Source organism: Bartonella sp. P0282 (assembly GCF_048452985.1).
In the GTDB taxonomy this organism is placed as follows: Bacteria; Pseudomonadota; Alphaproteobacteria; order Rhizobiales; family Rhizobiaceae; genus Bartonella; species Bartonella choladocola.
On record NZ_WTFO01000001.1, the window covers coordinates 389289 to 404633 of the forward strand.

Below are 15345 nucleotides of genomic sequence, written 5' to 3' on the forward strand. Positions count from 1 at the left end.
TTATCAGCCTTTCAAAGTGCCCTTGGTCGAGGGTACAGCGTTTTTCTGGCGCGGGTCTTCCTCGATTGCAGCACGTAAAACACGGGCTACCGATTTAAATGCGGTCTCGGCTATATGGTGGCTATTCAAACCGTAATGATTGACAATATGAAGCGTAATTCCGGCGTGCTGGGAAAAAGCCTGGAAAAACTCTCTGACCAATTCGGTATCGAACGAGCCGATTTTTTGTGTCGGAAATTCGACCTTGAAAATAAGAAACGGGCGCCCTGATACATCAATGGCCGCTCTCGTACAGGTTTCATCCATAGCGAGATCAAGCGAAGCATAACGGCGAATGCCGCGCCGCTCCCCCAAAGCCTGTTTGATAGCTTCACCCAATGCGATTCCGCAATCTTCCACTGTGTGATGATCGTCTATATAGGTGTCACCGACAGCCTTGATTTTCATATCAATTAAGGAATGGCGGGAAAGTTGTTCCAACATATGATTGAAAAACCCTACGCCGGTATCAATTTCAAATATTCCCGTACCGTCAAGATTGACCGAAACCGAAATATCGGTTTCATTGGTTTTGCGTTTTATAGTTGCTGTGCGCGTCATGTTGTTCCCGTTCCAAGAAGCTTCAAAGGTGCTTCACCCGTTATTATTTTCAAAACCTGACGATGAGCACAAGGCTTAATGAAGCGGTATTATTTATAAGCTTTATCAGCGTCACTTTTGAAGTAAAATATGTTAAATCATTCGTGTAAAATATCCAATTGCTTTCACGTTTTTTTCATTGGCGAACCGCTTTTGTGACTTCAAACGGTTTTTACTGTCTCACCGATTTGCCAGTGACCCCATTCTTTTTCAATTTTCTCTTTATCATGACCGGCTGAAAGGAGAGCCCATAATAACAGCCGCGCTTTTAAGGGCGAAAGCCACCCGCCCATCAGCACGCCGCCTCTTATCAGATCAATTTCCGAACCTTTATAACCATAGGTTCTTTCACTCGTTGGCCCGCTATAGGCCCGTGTTGCCACAATAACCGGCAGAGTGCCCGCATAATTTTTAATAATGTCGGCTTCCTCGAAACTGACATGGCCTGATCCGAAACCGGCAACGACAACGCCCTGATAAATGCCGCTTGAAAATACGAGTTCAAGATGATCTCCGCCTGAAGAAAGACACGCTTCGACAAGGGCAACTTTTTTATCAAGCGTTTTCGGCAGGCTTAGCGGTTTTGGTCGTCTATCGATAGAGTGGAAGAATACCGGTTTTGCCTCGACAATCACGCCAAGCGGGCCGACTAAACCTGATTTGAATGTTTCAACTTTAAGCGAATGACTTTTTCTCACAAAATAGGCGGAATGGATTTCGTCATTCATCACCACCATAGCGCCGCGGCCCACGCTTTGTTCATCTATTGCCACGAGTAACGAGGATAAAAGATTGGCCGGCCCGTCGGCACCGGCTGCCATCGGTGCCCGCATAGCACCGGTTATAACGAGCGGCTGGGGTTTTTGCCAGTAAAGTGAAAGGAGAAATGCCGTTTCTTCAAGTGTATCGGTTCCCTGTGTCAGGATGACGGCTTTTGCACCTTTATCAATCTGGTTATTTGCCCAATCAAGAGCATCAAACAATACTTTGAAGGAGAGTGAACCGCTTGGTAATTTCGCCAATGTTTCGGCATCTATTGTAGCCAATCCCGAAATTCCGGGAACCGATCGGGTGAGTTGTTCTGCCGAAAGTTCCGGTTCCACACCACCGGACTTCCCGGAGACCATGGCAATTGTGCCGCCCAATGCACCTATAGCAACCCTCGGCAATGGCATTTTATGTTTTCCTTTGAATGTTCATACCGGCCAACTCTTAGCAGGATTTCTTCACACCAACAATGAGCATTCATTGCAAGTCATCATTGAATGGGGGTTCCGGAATGACCGAAGCGTTTTTTAAAAAGTAAGAAGGTTTTTAAAATGTCTTCGTCAATATGGTTGAGTTTTAATGTGCGAGTTCCTAAATATGCACTCTATATAGCCGCTTTTCATTGCTTTTAACGAGGATGGAGCGTGTGGATAAAAGGAGTTTACTTGTGACAGAACATAAGCCCGATACAATGTATGGCACGACCATCATTACAGTGCGCAAAGGCAATAAGGTTGTCATTGCCGGCGATGGACAGGTGACATTAGGGCAGACAATCATGAAGGGTAATGCAAGAAAGGTACGCCGTATTGGCAAGAATGGATCGGTTATTGCCGGTTTTGCCGGTGCAACAGCCGATGCATTTACCTTGCTTGAACGGCTTGAAACCAAGCTTGAACAATATCCCGACCAATTGATGCGCGCCTGTGTTGAACTTGCCAAGGATTGGCGCACCGATCGTTATTTGCGTAAACTGGAAGCAATGATGCTGGTGGCCGATAAAAATGTGACGCTGGCTTTGACAGGGCTTGGCGATGTGCTTGAACCTGAAGATGGTATTATGGCAATCGGTTCTGGCGGCAACTTTGCTCTTTCGGCAGCGCGTGCACTGATCGACACCGATATGGATGCCGAAACAATTGCCCGCAAAGCCATGAAGATCGCTTCCGATATTTGCGTTTACACCAATAGCAATTTTATTGTTGAAACGCTTGATGCCGAATAATGATTGAATGTTTCCATGTCACTTCTTGTCAGTCATGCGTAAAACCTGACAAGACGTGTGAAAGAGAGAGCACTTTTAGATGAGTTCTGTATTTTCCCCCCGCGAAATAGTTTCCGAGCTTGATCGCTTTATTATCGGACAAAAAGATGCCAAGCGTGCTGTTGCTATTGCATTGCGCAACCGGTGGCGTCGTCAGCAGCTTCAAGGCGAAATGCGCGAAGAAGTAATGCCGAAAAATATCCTGATGATCGGGCCGACCGGTGTCGGCAAGACCGAAATTGCCCGCCGCCTTGCAAAACTGGCAGGGTCTCCTTTTGTCAAGGTTGAAGCCACCAAGTTTACAGAGGTCGGCTATGTCGGCCGTGATGTCGAGCAGATTATTCGCGACCTTGTTGAAGTGGCAATCAATCTTGTCCGTGAGAAAAAACGTGAAGAGGTGAAAGCCAAAGCCCACATCAACGCTGAAGAACGTGTTCTGGATGCGCTGGTCGGCAAAACTGCAAGTCCCGCAACCCGCGACAGTTTCCGCAAAAAATTGCGTGAGGGCGAGCTTGATGACAATGAAGTTGAAATAGAGATTGCCGATAACAGCCCGAATAATGCGCCCACCTTCGATATTCCGGGTATGCCGGGCGCACAAATGGGCATTATGAATTTGTCCGATATTTTCGGTAAAATGGGCGGACGCACGAAGACGCGGAAAACAACGGTCAAAAATGCATTCAAACCATTGATCGAAGACGAGTCCGACAAACTTCTCGATCAGGACCAGATCGTTCAGGAAGCGCTTCGTTCCACTGAAAATGACGGTATTGTCTTTATCGACGAAATCGACAAGATCGCCGCCCGTGAAGGCGGCCTCGGTGCCGGTGTTTCGCGTGAAGGTGTGCAACGCGATCTGTTACCTTTGATTGAAGGAACAACGGTTGCCACCAAATATGGTCAGGTTAAAACCGATCATATTCTGTTTATCGCCTCTGGTGCGTTTCACGTATCGAAACCTTCTGATCTCTTGCCGGAACTTCAGGGACGTTTGCCAATCAGGGTCGAGCTTAATGCGCTCACGCGGGAAGATTTCCGCCGCATTCTGACCGAAACGGAAGTCAGTCTTATCAAGCAATATATTGCTTTGATGGCGACCGAAAATGTGACACTCGAAATTACCGATGATGCCATTGATGCTCTTGCCGATATAGCAGTGGATTTGAACTCTACTGTGGAAAATATCGGTGCCCGCCGTCTGCAAACAGTGATGGAACGCGTTCTTGACGAAATTTCCTTCACAGCACCGGATAAATCGGGAACAACCTTCAAGGTTGATGCCGCTTATGTCAAAAAAGCAGTGGGTGACCTTGCCGCCAATGCCGATTTGTCGCGGTTTATTCTGTAGTTTCAAAACTAACAGAGTGCATATAGTCTATCAAAAACAGCCCTTCGGGGCTGTTTTATTTTGGATATAGCAGCCTTTTACGCACTTCCGACTATTTATGACAAATGAAGAAGCGAGATCATTGTCAGGCTTGCGGTCGCCAGGATGATGATGGATATGAAAGCTGTCAGGACAACCCGCGGTCCGGATTTTTTCAAAGCCTTTATATCAACCCCCAGTCCTAAAGCAGCCATTGAAATAACAGTCAGGATTTTTGCCACAAAAGCCATGGTATCGAGTGCCAATTGGGGAATAATATTGCAGGAATTGGCAAGCAAAAGAATGACAAAGCCGATAATGAACCACGGCACCATTTTGCCGAATTTGAGTTTGGTGTTGGCACCGAGGCCGTAAATGAGGCCGATCACAAATATCACCGGCCCAAGCATCAAAACACGGACAAGTTTGACAAGTGTCGCTGTCTGGACACTGATAAGTGAAACAGGTGCTGCCGCAGCCAAAACTTGCGGCACAGCATAAACAGTCATACCGGCAAGAACGCCGTATTGTGTAAAGCTTAAGCTCGCTAGCGGGACAGCAAGTGGCAAGACCAGAATGACAACAATACCGAGTGCTGCTGTAAAAGCAATTGATGAAGCCACATCCGAGCCTTCGGCTTTGATGACAGGTGCAACAGCGGCAATCGCCGAATTTCCGCAAATCGAATTTCCACAAGCTACAAGCAAGGCGAGACGGGGGCCAAGGCCCAAAAGTCTGCCAATTGCGTAAGTTACGGCAATCACACAGGCCACAATGACGATAATACCGACAAGCAATCCGAAACCGGCAGCGACGACCGCGCTCACACTGATACTTGCCCCCAAGAGCACAACCGCGCATTCAAGAAGAATTTTTGCCGAAAATCCCACCCCTTCCGCATATTGGGATGGAATGCCTTTGATTGTCCGGATGACTGCGCCAATCAGAATGGCAAGAACCAGACTTTCAAGCCAGGCCTCGCCGAAGATGAGTTTTTCAAGCTTTTCCAGAACAATGGCCACAGCCGAAATAATCGCGCATAATATGATGCCCGGTGCAAAACGAAAAAAAATGGCCTGAACTCGGCTTGTCATAGTGAAATATCCTTTTTTAAAATCTGCTAGCGCGGTTTAATCATGTAATCAATTTTCAAATATGTTATGAATTGTTCGATTTGATCGAACATTGGCACGGCAATGATTACATTTGAACAGATGCGGATATTTCTGGCTGTCGCCGAACGCGAGCATTTGACCGAAGCGGCCAAAGCTCTTTTGTTGACACCTTCAGCCGTTTCCAGTGCCATCCACATGATTGAAGAACATTATCAGGTGCGCCTTTTTAATCGGATTGGACGGCGTATCCAGTTGAGTGATGCGGGTTCTGTCTTCGTGGAAGATTGCCGCCACACATTGGCGCAAGTCAAACTTGCCGAAACAACTTTGCGTGAATTTAGCGGGCTTAAACGTGGAGCACTCGGTCTCTATGCGAGCCAGACAATCGCCAATTATTTTTTGCCACCGGTCATTGCAAAATTTCGCAATTTATATCCGGCAATAACGGTCAAAATGTCGATCGGTAACACCGAACAGGTTGAAAATGCTGTTCTATCAGGCCTAACAGACATCGGTTTTGCCGAAGGGACTATCAAAAATGAAAGCCTTCATCGTCAAAAAGTGGCTGATGACGAATTGTTCATTATTGCCGCAAAAAACCATCCTCTTACAACTAAATCGTCGGTGAAGTTTCAAGATATTTCGGCGTTTCCGTGGATTTTGCGTGAAAATGGCTCAGGAACACGGGCAATTTTCGAGCAGGCACTTGCAAACCATGGCTATGACTTCACCGATCTTGAGGTGATGCAGACTTTCCCGTCGAATGAAGCAGTGCTTTCGGCAGTAGCTGCGTCAAATGCTCTGACTGCCATTTCAAAACGTGCGGTTTCGGCTTTGCTTGCCGCAGGGCTTGTTGAAAGGTTGAATTTTTTATCCGTAAAACGTGATTTTTTACTGTTACTCAATCCGCAACGCTTCAAAACCAAAGCAGTTGGTGCTTTTATTGGTTTGCTTGAAAGTTGAGTGGCCAAATTTAGAAGAGCTATAATTCAAATCTACGGGGATAAAACAAAAACACATATTAAATTGCCGGATGGGAATGATGATGAAGAAAACTCTGATGATGCTTTTTTTGGGGTGTTCGTTTTTAACGCTGACAGACGCCGATGCGTCGAAACTCGATGATGTCCTCGACGTTAAAACATTACGCGTTTGCACCACCGGCGACTATAAACCTTATAGTTTTTTGAAAACGGATGGCACTTACGAAGGCATCGACATTTCCATGGCGCATTCTTTGGCCAAATCTCTTGGTGCGGTGGTTGAATTTGTGCCGACAAGCTGGAAAACGCTGATGGCCGATTTTCTTGACGATAAATGTGATATTGCAATGGGCGGAATTTCGATTTCGCTTGCCCGCCAACAAAAGGTTTATATGTCTGAACCACTTGGAGTGGACGGTAAAATTCCGTTTGTCCGCTGTGAAGACGCAAGAAAATATAATACGTTAAATGCACTTAACCAAAAGAGTGTTCGCGCGATCGAGCCGGCAGGCGGAACCAATGAGGCATTTGTCAGAAAATATATGCCGAATGCCAAACTCGAACTTTTTCATGACAATACAACAATTTTTAAAAATCTTGTCGACAAAAAAGCCGATGTCATGATTACCGATGCATCCGAAGCACTTTATCAAAAACGGTATTACCCGACTTTATGCGCCGTTAATCCCGATAAGCCTTTGGAGTTTTTCGAGAAGGGCTACATGCTCCCGAAAGGCGACATCAGTTGGAAACTTTATGTCGACCAATGGCTGCATTTGATGCAGAAAAACGGCGAATATAATGCAATCTCCGCCCATTGGCTGAAAGCAGGTGATGTTGGACATCATGATAAAAAACATTCTGGAGCCAAACATGCCCACTAAATTAAGCTTATCTGGATTAAACAGGGGTAAACTGCAAAAATAAGATACCCCGTTCATTCACCAAAACGGTCTCATGTCGTTTGGCGCGTTTTAAAAAATCTGTCAATAAATCAAGTGCGTTAGCCGTTTTTGGATGCGGCGGATGAGCGAATTTCAAATAACTCTGGAAACAAAAAACGGAAGCATTTTACGGCTTCCGTTCTTGAACTTTGGTTTGTTGGCAAAAAACACTTCTGCTTTTCATGCGTATTGTTTCAGCCGATAATTTTTTTGGCAGGAAATAACAAAAATATGCGGGTTTCGTTGCTTGCGCGGTCAACAACCACATTGTCGGCAACTTTGGCTCCAACACGCAAGCAATAGCGTAGCATGGGCGGAAGCGAAGAAAAGACCTCATCGGGCTTGATTGCTTCTTCCGGCATAATATCCATTGTCACACCATGGGCAGCGCGCAAATGAACCCCTGATTGCGAGCGGCAAAAATGGTAGAGATAGGAAAGTTCCAATGCATGTGCGGCAGGGTAGCGGCTGTTGAATGCCAGACTTCCAATCACGTAATCGACATTCTGGAGAAGGCAGAAGCGGGAAATTGCCTGCCACAAAAGCCCTTGGGCACGATGGGCTTTCGCTTTGTCGAAACATTTAAACGGTGAAATTGTTAAAAAAACCGATGCATTCCGGCCGCTTTCAACCTCGAAACTGTCGCCGAGGCTTGTCGCTTCGAGATTTTGATCGGCACCTAACACGTTTGTCAATGTCATGCAGCAGCTTGCAAGAAGATTTTGCGGGTCTTCAATATCATTGACAGTCATCAACCATTGGTCACCATCATCGGATATATGGCCTTTTGTTGACGCCGGAACTTTTGGCATAAGGTCATGTGATAATCTCCGCAAACGGGCTTCCAAAGAACCGAATGTTGCAAGTACAAGTGTATCGCTCGTATCGCAATTTTGATGATCCGGTTGTTCGAGAACTGTCCTTGCATAAGCTACCATTTCAATGCTCCTATTGAAGCGCTGTCGATCAAAAGCAATCAACAACATGTCATGTTGTCGATTTAGAACTCTCTTGTTGCATGACAATGACGGGAAAGTGATTTTTTCAAGGCAATGCACATTCCGCCCGAAATATAGTAAATAACAAGTAAATGATTATTCTTTTTTATTGTTATCAATCGCTTGCTTATAGTTTTCCGACGAAAAGAAACGGTTTTCATTCTGTCAAAAAAATGGCATCGGGCTTTATCGGGCTGGCAATGTGTCAAAAACGGATATGTCTTTCCGGTCTTTTTTGTCTTTTTGCGCAGCAACCGGATCAATGGAAATTCGAGATTGTCGCGGTTCTGCGGCTTTATAAAATGACCGGTTTAAAAGCGGAATTTTAGCTATTTTATAAAAATTTGAAAAGCGGTCAAAACTAGCCAGTCGACTTGTTGCAAGACCACTTTTTGACAATCGTATATTTTATGAAAATGGAAAAGCTCGTTCATCTGGGCGATGATTATTGAAAAACCTATTTAGTTTTTTGTTTTTCACGTTTCCAGTGCAGCAATTCGTCAACCACTATGAGGACGGCGCCGACTGTTATGAAGCTGTCAGCAAGGTTGAAAATTGCAAAGGAGAAAATATCGTCGATATGGAAAGAAATGTAATCAATGACATAGTGAAAACGTATGCGATCTATCAGATTTCCGATGGCACCACCAATGACCAGCAGGAAGCCAAATCGCGACAGTGATTTTTCCGGACCGGCGTTTTTCCATAACCAGATAACGAAGCAGATAATGCAAAATGTCAATGCGATAAGCCCCCAATCGGAGACGGATGACAACATTGAAAAAGCAATTCCGGGGTTGCGGGCATGATAAAGTGAAAGAAACGGCAAAAGGTCGATTTCTTCCCCGACTGCCAATGTATTGACCACCCAATATTTGATTAATTGGTCAAGCCCGACAGTGATGATAAGCCCCGCTATAAGTGTGATGAGGGATTTTGCCTTCATGAACGGGCCTCGCGTGGATCAAGTGTCAGGTTATGCCGGCGGATTTCATAAAGCATGACACCGGTTGCCACAGCAAGATTGAGTGAATCAGCACGTCCTGCCTGCGGAATACGCGCAAGCTGATCGCAGCTATCGGCAAGATTATCCGGCAGGCCTTGTTGCTCGTTGCCCATAAAAAGAATGATAGGCCCCTTGTTATAGTCGATTGTGCGGTAATCGACGGAACCTTTTAAATGTGTACCGATGATTTGACCATGAAATCCGGTGCGCCATTTTAAAAACTCGTCGGCACTTATTTTAAAAAGCGGAAGAGCAAAAATCGAACCCATGGTTGCACGTACAGTCTCAAGCGAATAGGGGTCGGTTGTATCGCCGACAAGGATAAGTCCCTTTGCACCTACTGCATCGGCAGTGCGGATAATGGTTCCAAGATTGCCGGGATCGCGGATGCGGTCAAGTGCAACATAGACATCCTCTCCCTTTGCGTTGAAGGTAGACATGTCACGCCAGCGTTGTTCAAAAACACCAACCACCATTTGCGGATTGTCGCGCCTTGTTACCGATTCCATAACCTTTTGGTTTGCTTCGATGATGAGACCACCGGAAGCTTTTGTGCGGGCTGCCGTTTTTTCAATTAACGGGTTGCCAAGGCCTGCTTTGGAAAACAGAAGTGTGCGTATTGTCCAGCCGAGATCAAGGGCATCAATAATAAGCTTCAACCCTTCGGCCATGAAAACGCCTTCACGATCGCGATTTTTTTTAAGCGACAAGGATTTCATATCCTTGATGATCGGATTGGCAAGCGAGGTAATTTCTTTAACCTGACCGTGTTGTTTTTGTGTTGTCATATTAAAAAATCCAGCGACTGAAAAGAGAGGTCGAAAGTGCCCTTTGTGCTTTTTCTTCACGCAAAATAAGTTCACCCGATTCGATGCGCCCGCCAAGGCCGGTAAATTCATCACGCATCAATTCGTGGATTGCGAAAAATGAGGCACGAATAGAATAGGCAGTCAATATTACGGCAATCGGGTTGTCGGATAAAATAGCGCGACATCCTTTGACCATTTCGGGCAAATGATCGAAAAGTTGCCACACCTCGCCATGGGGGCCGCGTCCGTAAGCCGGCGGATCAAGTAAAATAATGTCATAATGTTTGCCGCGGCGCCCTTCGCGTTCGACAAATTTCATCGCATCATCGCAGATCCAGCGAATGGGGCGATCTGTCAAATGTGCAACTTCCTGATTTTCTTTGGCCCATAAGATCGCTTTTTTGGACGCGTCGACATGGGTGACTTCGGCTCCCGCTCTTGCCGCAATAAGCGAGGCAAGGCCGGTATAGCCAAAAAGGTTCAATACTTTGACGGGGCGGTTTGCTTTTTTAATAAGCTCTTCCATAAAACGCCAATGGGCATCCTGTTCGGGAAAGACCCCAACATGGCGAAATGACGTAAAGCGGCCGAGAAACGGCATTCCATCCCATGACAATGGCCATGTTTCGCCAAGGGGTTGTTTGGGAAAATTCCAGCGCCCCATGCCTTCTTCATCGGTATTTCCGGTGAAAATCGCATCGACATCCTGCCATTCTTTTTCGCTTGATGCCGGTTGCCACAAAGCTTGTCCTTCGGGGCGAATAATGCGCAAATTGCCGTAACGTTCGAGTTTGAGGCCATTACCACTGTCGATCAATGCATAATTCTCGTTCGCACTTGTTTCCAGAATAACCGGTAATCTTTCTTCTGGTCTTTTTCCTGACGGGCGAGGTAGGAAGCGGCTTTTGATTTTTTGTGCTTCTCCGCCGCTATTTTCCGCCTGCAATTTTTGATTCTCGCGTCTCTGGTTATCCTGTTCGACGATTTTGCGATAATTGCCTGAATTATTGGCGTGCACAGCTTTCCGTCTTTCAGGCTTGTTTCCTGTCTCAAGAGCCTTTTTCGGAGCATAGGGGGCAGCACCGTTGCGCGGTGTTTTCATTCCCCTTTTCTTGTCTTTCGGGTGTTGTGCTTTCACAAGTCTTGCATTTTCCATAATTAACAGAACGTTCTTTGCTTATAAAACATCTTTTCCAAAAAGGTATATTTTTCTTGCAACATCGCAATCCTGAATGATCCGGTCAATAAACCGTTCAATCATTAAAATGGTCTTTGAATTTTTAAATGGATGACATGGGTTCACTATAATTGACATGGGCTCACTATAATTTTGTGTTTTGAGCATAATTTTAGGTTTGGATTTTGGTTATAACGCCTTGATATGTCGATTTATGTAAAAGTTGGTCAAAACTTTGAACCAGGAAGGCGGGTGTAAAATAAAAATCTGCGCGAATGTAATCGCCTATGCCGGACGAAAAAATTAAAAGAATAATAATTTTCACATTGATTTATATCCGCGCCGAACCTCTATAGGCGCGTCGGCTTCTTTTAATGCGGAGATTCTATTTCGAGAGCGAATAATTTATGTGAAATAGTGTTCTTCAATGGTGAAGCGGAATCGAAACACGATGCTTTCCATTGTTTTGTAGCTTCAAGAATGCTTGGTAGTTTCAAAAATGCTTGGCAGATTCAAGAATGGTCGGCGATTGTCAATTCGGTCGTTGTCAAATTCGACTTTTTCGACATATCCATTTTAAGCCCTTGCAGTTCGGTTTGCGTGTCTTTCAGGGCTTTGCGGAAGCGATGTTGGCTGAACCAGACTGTTATACCACCTATGATAATGCCGATTGCCAGAGCCAGAAACAGCCACACAAACAGCGGAGCATGATAGACAAGATTGCTATCTGTTGTATCAAACGGGTTAAGGCTTAACGCGACGCTTGTCCGATTGGCAATAATAAAAGCAATCAGGATGATGCCAACCGGTATCAGTATTATCAGACTAACAATCTGTTTCAGATTCATGATTTCACTCGTTGTTCAAGCGGTCACGCAATTCCTTGCCGGTTTTAAAAAACGGTACCCATTTTTCTTCAACCGAGACCGATTCACCCGTACGCGGATTTCGGCCGGAGCGTGCAGGCCGGTTTTTAACCGAAAAAGCCCCGAATCCGCGCAACTCTACCCGTTTTCCCTCGGCCAAAGCGGTAGATATTTCATCAAATACAGAACTCACAATATTTTCAATATCCCGCTGGAAAAGATGAGGGTTACGGTTAGCAATAATCTGCACAAGTTCCGACTTAATCAAAACAGCCTCCAATTTTGATCCGCATAGTGACAATGACCCGCTAAAAAACAACGATCATAACGATTCGTCGATTTTCAGATCCCGTGACTGGCAGGCATTTTGAATTTCTGTTCAAAAATTTTGCCAGAAGTCCTTTATCATTCACTACAAAATCCAGTTAACGCAATAGTTTATTGTCTGTCTATCGCATTTCGTCAACGTTATTTGATTAAAAAATATTTGTGTTCGGTAAAAAATTTTGAAAAAGGCAGTTTGCCACGTTCAACGTTACCTTGTGGGCTTTTGACATTTGATAAGAACAGGCGGTCCAATGAAAAGTTGAATGGAAAGCAGAATTGCTCTAAATATTGAACTGGTATATGGGAACTTCGTCTAGGCGTTTGTTTTTGTAAAACTCAGGAAAAATTCAGAGGTATGATGGACGACGGTTCAGAAATATTTTCACCGAGCTTCAAGTCTGATGCTGTTTTTGATGCTGCACGCCGTCATTCAGTGCGTGTCCACATATTGAAATTTCTACTGCCGGTCGTGGCTATTATTATTGCTCTGGTTTTTTCCTGGTTTACATTTTTTGCAACGCCGAGCACGAGCGATCTCGTTGTTTTGAACGGAGATCAGGGCAGTGGCGGACAATTGACGATGACCGACCCCAAGCTTGAAGGCTATACTTCGGCCAACAAACCCTATTCGCTCAAAGCCGACAAGGCCATTCAGGATCCGCATCATCCCGGTATGATCGAACTGCAACGGATTATTGCGACACTCCCCTTGGGCGAACGTGGCGAAGCCGCTGTCAATGCGGTGGGCGCGTTCTATGACAATGTCAATGGTCGCCTGCAATTCGATAAACCTTTTGAAGTAAAAACAAATGATGGAATGGTCGCAAAGCTTGATGCTGCCGATGTCAACCTGGCGACAAGTCAATTAAGCACAGACAAGCCGGTTGATATTCGTCGTGGCGGGCAACATTTGAAAGCGAACGGTTTACAAATTCGTGATAATGGGCAAGTGTTGTTTTTTAATCGTGGTGTCAGTCTTGTCATTGACAACGCAAATGCGCAATAAAATGAGGGGCACTTGCCATTTTAAAAATGTGCGGTGTTTCGTTTATTCGAGGATTGTAAAATGAAGCCTTTAAAGCAGTATTTTTCTAAGCTTGGTGCAGTGACGGCAACAGGATTGGCTTTCATGAGCCTCGGACAAATGCCTTTATGGGCTCAACAGACAAATTTCGGGGTTAATCTTTCGGGCGGGAAAGAGCCGGTTGAACTCAACGCCGATAATCTGGAAATGCGTGACAAAGACGGCGTCGCAATTTTTACCGGCAATGTTTCTGTTGTGCAGGGCGACCGGATTTTGCGCACTTCCAAATTGATTGTGCATTACGCCAAAGCACCTGACGATGCCAATAAAGACAAGTCCGCAACAGCAAGCGACGCTTCCGATCAGGGCAAAGGGGATGCTGCCACCAAAACAGCCGTCGCCGGTGCCGGTGGCCTTGGCTCGACGGGTGTTGAAAAAATGGAAGCATCCGGCAAAGTCTATATCAAAACAGCCACACAGGTCGCGACCGGCGATGAAGGTATTTTCGATGGCAAATCGAAATTGATGGTTTTGACAGGAAAACGCGTCATTTTGGCAGATGGTGATAATGTAGCAACCGGTTGTAAATTGACGGCCCATATGGATACAGGCAAAGCTTTTCTCGAAAGCTGTAAATCGGCGGGGCAAAATGGTCGTGTATCGATCATTATGAATCGCAACGAACAAAACGGAAAATGAGCGTTTTATGTCACAAAGTGATTCGCAAATGGCTTTTGAAGAAATAGCCTATGAAGATGGTTCGGGTAAAAGCCTCAAAGAACGCCTCAAAGGAACGTTGGTTGCTCGCGATTTGACGAAAACCTACCGCGGGCGTCAGGTTGTAAAAGGTGTATCTTTCGGTGTGCGCGCCGGAGAAATTGTCGGCATTCTGGGCCCCAACGGAGCCGGCAAAACGACTTGTTTCTACATGGTGACAGGACTTGTCGAAGTGGATGGCGGAAGCATTGAAATCGACGGTTTTGATGTCACCGATATGCCGATGTACAGGCGTTCCCGTTTGGGTATCGGTTATTTGCCGCAGGAAGCCTCTATTTTCCGTGGTCTTTCAGTGGAAGATAATATCAAAGCGGTTTTGGAAGTGGTCGAAAAAGACCGCAAAAAACGCGCGGAAGAACTTGATGCGCTGCTTGATGAATTCAAGATTGCGCATTTGCGCAAAAGCCCGTCATTGGCTCTTTCCGGCGGCGAAAGAAGGCGTTTGGAAATTGCGCGTGCGCTTGCTTCGCGTCCGAACTTCATGTTGCTCGATGAACCTTTTGCAGGTATCGACCCGATTGCGATAGCCGACATTCAACAATTGGTACGGCACTTGAAAAGCCGCGGCATCGGCGTTCTGGTGACCGACCATAATGTTCGTGAAACACTGGGGCTTGTCGATCGCGCCTATATTATCCATGATGGTCAGGTTCTCACCCATGGCCAGCCGGACGATATTGTCACCAATGCGGATGTACGCAGGCTTTATCTCGGCGATCAATTTTCTCTCTGAGTTCTTCGTGTTTGCCTGAATTATGTTTGATGACAAGAATGGCTGAAAGCGCTTGTCATTAAAAAAATTATGGCGTGCAGCAAGGCTTGTCGTTCCTGATGGCGACAGATTTTCCAACAGGCGGAGTTTGGGTAAGATATGCCAAAGCCTTCCTGAGGCTGTCGTCGGCACTATTTATTTTTTTCGGAAATTAATAACGCAAGGTGAAAATGCAAGGAACTTATGAAAATATGTTTCAATGTGCTTTGTAATGGGTGCGCGGGGATGTTTTTGCACTATCAGCTATAAGCGGCTGGCGCTAAAAAACACGCTAACACTGTAAAACACATAGATTGTGGTAAAGCGGCTGTCCTTTGCACATGATAAACGGCCGAACAAAAACCGGTTGGCGGCGATGAACCGCTCTTTCATAATCAAATTCTGACATGTGCCTATGCTTGCACACGCATTCCGGATGCGAGCCAAAACAGAATAGTTGTTTTTCATGCTGAAAAATCCGCATGGCGATGTTTTTATTTCCGGTTACGGGGCAGTGTGCCAATCGAG

16 protein-coding genes are annotated in these 15345 nt (G+C 45.7%); 7 read left to right on the forward strand and 9 right to left on the reverse strand.

Annotation, left to right across the window (positions count from 1 at the left end):
- Positions 1-3: 3 nt before the first annotated feature.
- Positions 4-600, reverse strand: a complete 597-nt coding sequence (gene hisB, locus GQS64_RS01820) for an imidazoleglycerol-phosphate dehydratase HisB (protein ID WP_077990336.1) — start codon at positions 598-600, stop codon at positions 4-6.
- A gap of 200 nt (positions 601-800) precedes the next feature.
- Positions 801-1808 carry an asparaginase gene (locus tag GQS64_RS01825; protein WP_198230867.1) on the reverse strand — a complete coding sequence of 336 codons (1008 nt, stop codon included), beginning with the start codon at positions 1806-1808 and terminating at the stop codon, positions 801-803.
- Between the two features lie 266 nt (positions 1809-2074).
- Here GQS64_RS01825 and hslV point away from each other — a divergent pair, with 266 nt between their 5' ends.
- Both hslV and hslU read left to right on the forward strand, forming a co-directional pair.
- Positions 2075-2632 carry an ATP-dependent protease subunit HslV gene (gene hslV / locus GQS64_RS01830; RefSeq protein ID WP_075869579.1) on the forward strand — a complete coding sequence of 186 codons (558 nt, stop codon included), beginning with the start codon at positions 2075-2077 and terminating at the stop codon, positions 2630-2632.
- A 79-nt stretch (positions 2633-2711) separates the two neighbouring features.
- Positions 2712-4022, forward strand: a complete 1311-nt coding sequence (gene hslU, locus GQS64_RS01835; RefSeq protein ID WP_077990338.1) for an ATP-dependent protease ATPase subunit HslU — start codon at positions 2712-2714, stop codon at positions 4020-4022.
- 95 nt (positions 4023-4117) lie between these two features.
- Here hslU and GQS64_RS01840 read toward each other — a convergent pair whose 3' ends face one another.
- Entirely contained in the window at positions 4118-5134 is a 1017-nt protein-coding gene (locus tag GQS64_RS01840) for a YeiH family protein (RefSeq protein ID WP_198230448.1), read from the reverse strand.
- A gap of 102 nt (positions 5135-5236) precedes the next feature.
- On the opposite strand from GQS64_RS01840, the gene GQS64_RS01845 reads away from it, so the two are divergent.
- Together GQS64_RS01845 and GQS64_RS01850 are read left to right on the forward strand one after the other, a co-directional pair.
- Positions 5237-6118 (forward strand): LysR family transcriptional regulator, encoded by an 882-nt coding sequence (locus GQS64_RS01845; RefSeq protein ID WP_198230449.1) that lies wholly within the window; start codon positions 5237-5239, stop codon positions 6116-6118.
- A 76-nt stretch (positions 6119-6194) separates the two neighbouring features.
- Positions 6195-7022 (forward strand): transporter substrate-binding domain-containing protein, encoded by an 828-nt coding sequence (locus GQS64_RS01850; RefSeq protein WP_246798480.1) that lies wholly within the window; start codon positions 6195-6197, stop codon positions 7020-7022.
- Positions 7023-7276: 254 nt separating this feature from the next.
- On the opposite strand, the gene GQS64_RS01855 is transcribed toward GQS64_RS01850, so the two are convergent.
- The 6 genes from GQS64_RS01855 to GQS64_RS01880 all read right to left on the reverse strand — a co-directional run bounded on the left by GQS64_RS01855 (position 7277) and on the right by GQS64_RS01880 (position 12206).
- On the reverse strand, positions 7277-8020 hold the full coding sequence (locus GQS64_RS01855) for a hypothetical protein (RefSeq protein ID WP_198230450.1): 744 nt from the start codon (positions 8018-8020) through the stop codon (positions 7277-7279).
- A gap of 517 nt (positions 8021-8537) precedes the next feature.
- Positions 8538-9026 (reverse strand): signal peptidase II, encoded by a 489-nt coding sequence (gene lspA / locus GQS64_RS01860; protein WP_198230451.1) that lies wholly within the window; start codon positions 9024-9026, stop codon positions 8538-8540.
- A complete protein-coding gene (locus tag GQS64_RS01865) occupies positions 9023-9874 on the reverse strand; it encodes a TrmH family RNA methyltransferase (protein ID WP_198230452.1) in 852 nt (283 codons plus the stop codon). Before GQS64_RS01865 ends, lspA begins: the two co-directional genes overlap by 4 nt.
- Position 9875: 1 nt before the next feature.
- Positions 9876-10997, reverse strand: a complete 1122-nt coding sequence (locus GQS64_RS01870) for an RsmD family RNA methyltransferase (protein ID WP_198230869.1) — start codon at positions 10995-10997, stop codon at positions 9876-9878.
- A gap of 587 nt (positions 10998-11584) precedes the next feature.
- Positions 11585-11920, reverse strand: a complete 336-nt coding sequence (locus GQS64_RS01875) for a lipopolysaccharide assembly protein LapA domain-containing protein (RefSeq protein ID WP_077990350.1) — start codon at positions 11918-11920, stop codon at positions 11585-11587.
- Between the two features lie 4 nt (positions 11921-11924).
- Entirely contained in the window at positions 11925-12206 is a 282-nt protein-coding gene (locus tag GQS64_RS01880; protein ID WP_077994377.1) for an integration host factor subunit beta, read from the reverse strand.
- A gap of 414 nt (positions 12207-12620) precedes the next feature.
- Here GQS64_RS01880 and lptC point away from each other — a divergent pair, with 414 nt between their 5' ends.
- From lptC to lptB, 3 genes are read left to right on the forward strand one after another with little or no spacing between them, the layout of a single operon-like run.
- Positions 12621-13271, forward strand: a complete 651-nt coding sequence (lptC, locus tag GQS64_RS01885; RefSeq protein WP_246786397.1) for an LPS export ABC transporter periplasmic protein LptC — start codon at positions 12621-12623, stop codon at positions 13269-13271.
- Positions 13272-13331: 60 nt separating this feature from the next.
- Positions 13332-13988: an LptA/OstA family protein gene (locus GQS64_RS01890; protein ID WP_198230453.1), complete on the forward strand. Its 657-nt coding sequence runs from the start codon at positions 13332-13334 to the stop codon at positions 13986-13988.
- Positions 13989-14016: 28 nt separating this feature from the next.
- Entirely contained in the window at positions 14017-14799 is a 783-nt protein-coding gene (lptB, locus tag GQS64_RS01895) for an LPS export ABC transporter ATP-binding protein (protein ID WP_149866712.1), read from the forward strand.
- The last annotated feature ends 546 nt before the right edge of the window (positions 14800-15345 follow it).

Coding starts and splice junctions, on each gene's coding strand:
- hisB (WP_077990336.1), bottom strand. CDS start 600: ATGACGCGCACAGCAACTATAAAACGCAAAACCAATGAAACCGATATT.
- hslU (WP_077990338.1), top strand. CDS start 2,712: ATGAGTTCTGTATTTTCCCCCCGCGAAATAGTTTCCGAGCTTGATCGC.
- GQS64_RS01840 (WP_198230448.1), bottom strand. CDS start 5,134: ATGACAAGCCGAGTTCAGGCCATTTTTTTTCGTTTTGCACCGGGCATC.
- GQS64_RS01845 (WP_198230449.1), top strand. CDS start 5,237: ATGATTACATTTGAACAGATGCGGATATTTCTGGCTGTCGCCGAACGC.
- GQS64_RS01850 (WP_246798480.1), top strand. CDS start 6,195: ATGATGATGAAGAAAACTCTGATGATGCTTTTTTTGGGGTGTTCGTTT.
- GQS64_RS01855 (WP_198230450.1), bottom strand. CDS start 8,020: ATGGTAGCTTATGCAAGGACAGTTCTCGAACAACCGGATCATCAAAAT.
- lspA (WP_198230451.1), bottom strand. CDS start 9,026: ATGAAGGCAAAATCCCTCATCACACTTATAGCGGGGCTTATCATCACT.
- GQS64_RS01865 (WP_198230452.1), bottom strand. CDS start 9,874: ATGACAACACAAAAACAACACGGTCAGGTTAAAGAAATTACCTCGCTT.
- GQS64_RS01870 (WP_198230869.1), bottom strand. CDS start 10,997: ATGAAAACACCGCGCAACGGTGCTGCCCCCTATGCTCCGAAAAAGGCT.
- GQS64_RS01875 (WP_077990350.1), bottom strand. CDS start 11,920: ATGAATCTGAAACAGATTGTTAGTCTGATAATACTGATACCGGTTGGC.
- lptC (WP_246786397.1), top strand. CDS start 12,621: ATGATGGACGACGGTTCAGAAATATTTTCACCGAGCTTCAAGTCTGAT.
- GQS64_RS01890 (WP_198230453.1), top strand. CDS start 13,332: ATGAAGCCTTTAAAGCAGTATTTTTCTAAGCTTGGTGCAGTGACGGCA.
- lptB (WP_149866712.1), top strand. CDS start 14,017: ATGGCTTTTGAAGAAATAGCCTATGAAGATGGTTCGGGTAAAAGCCTC.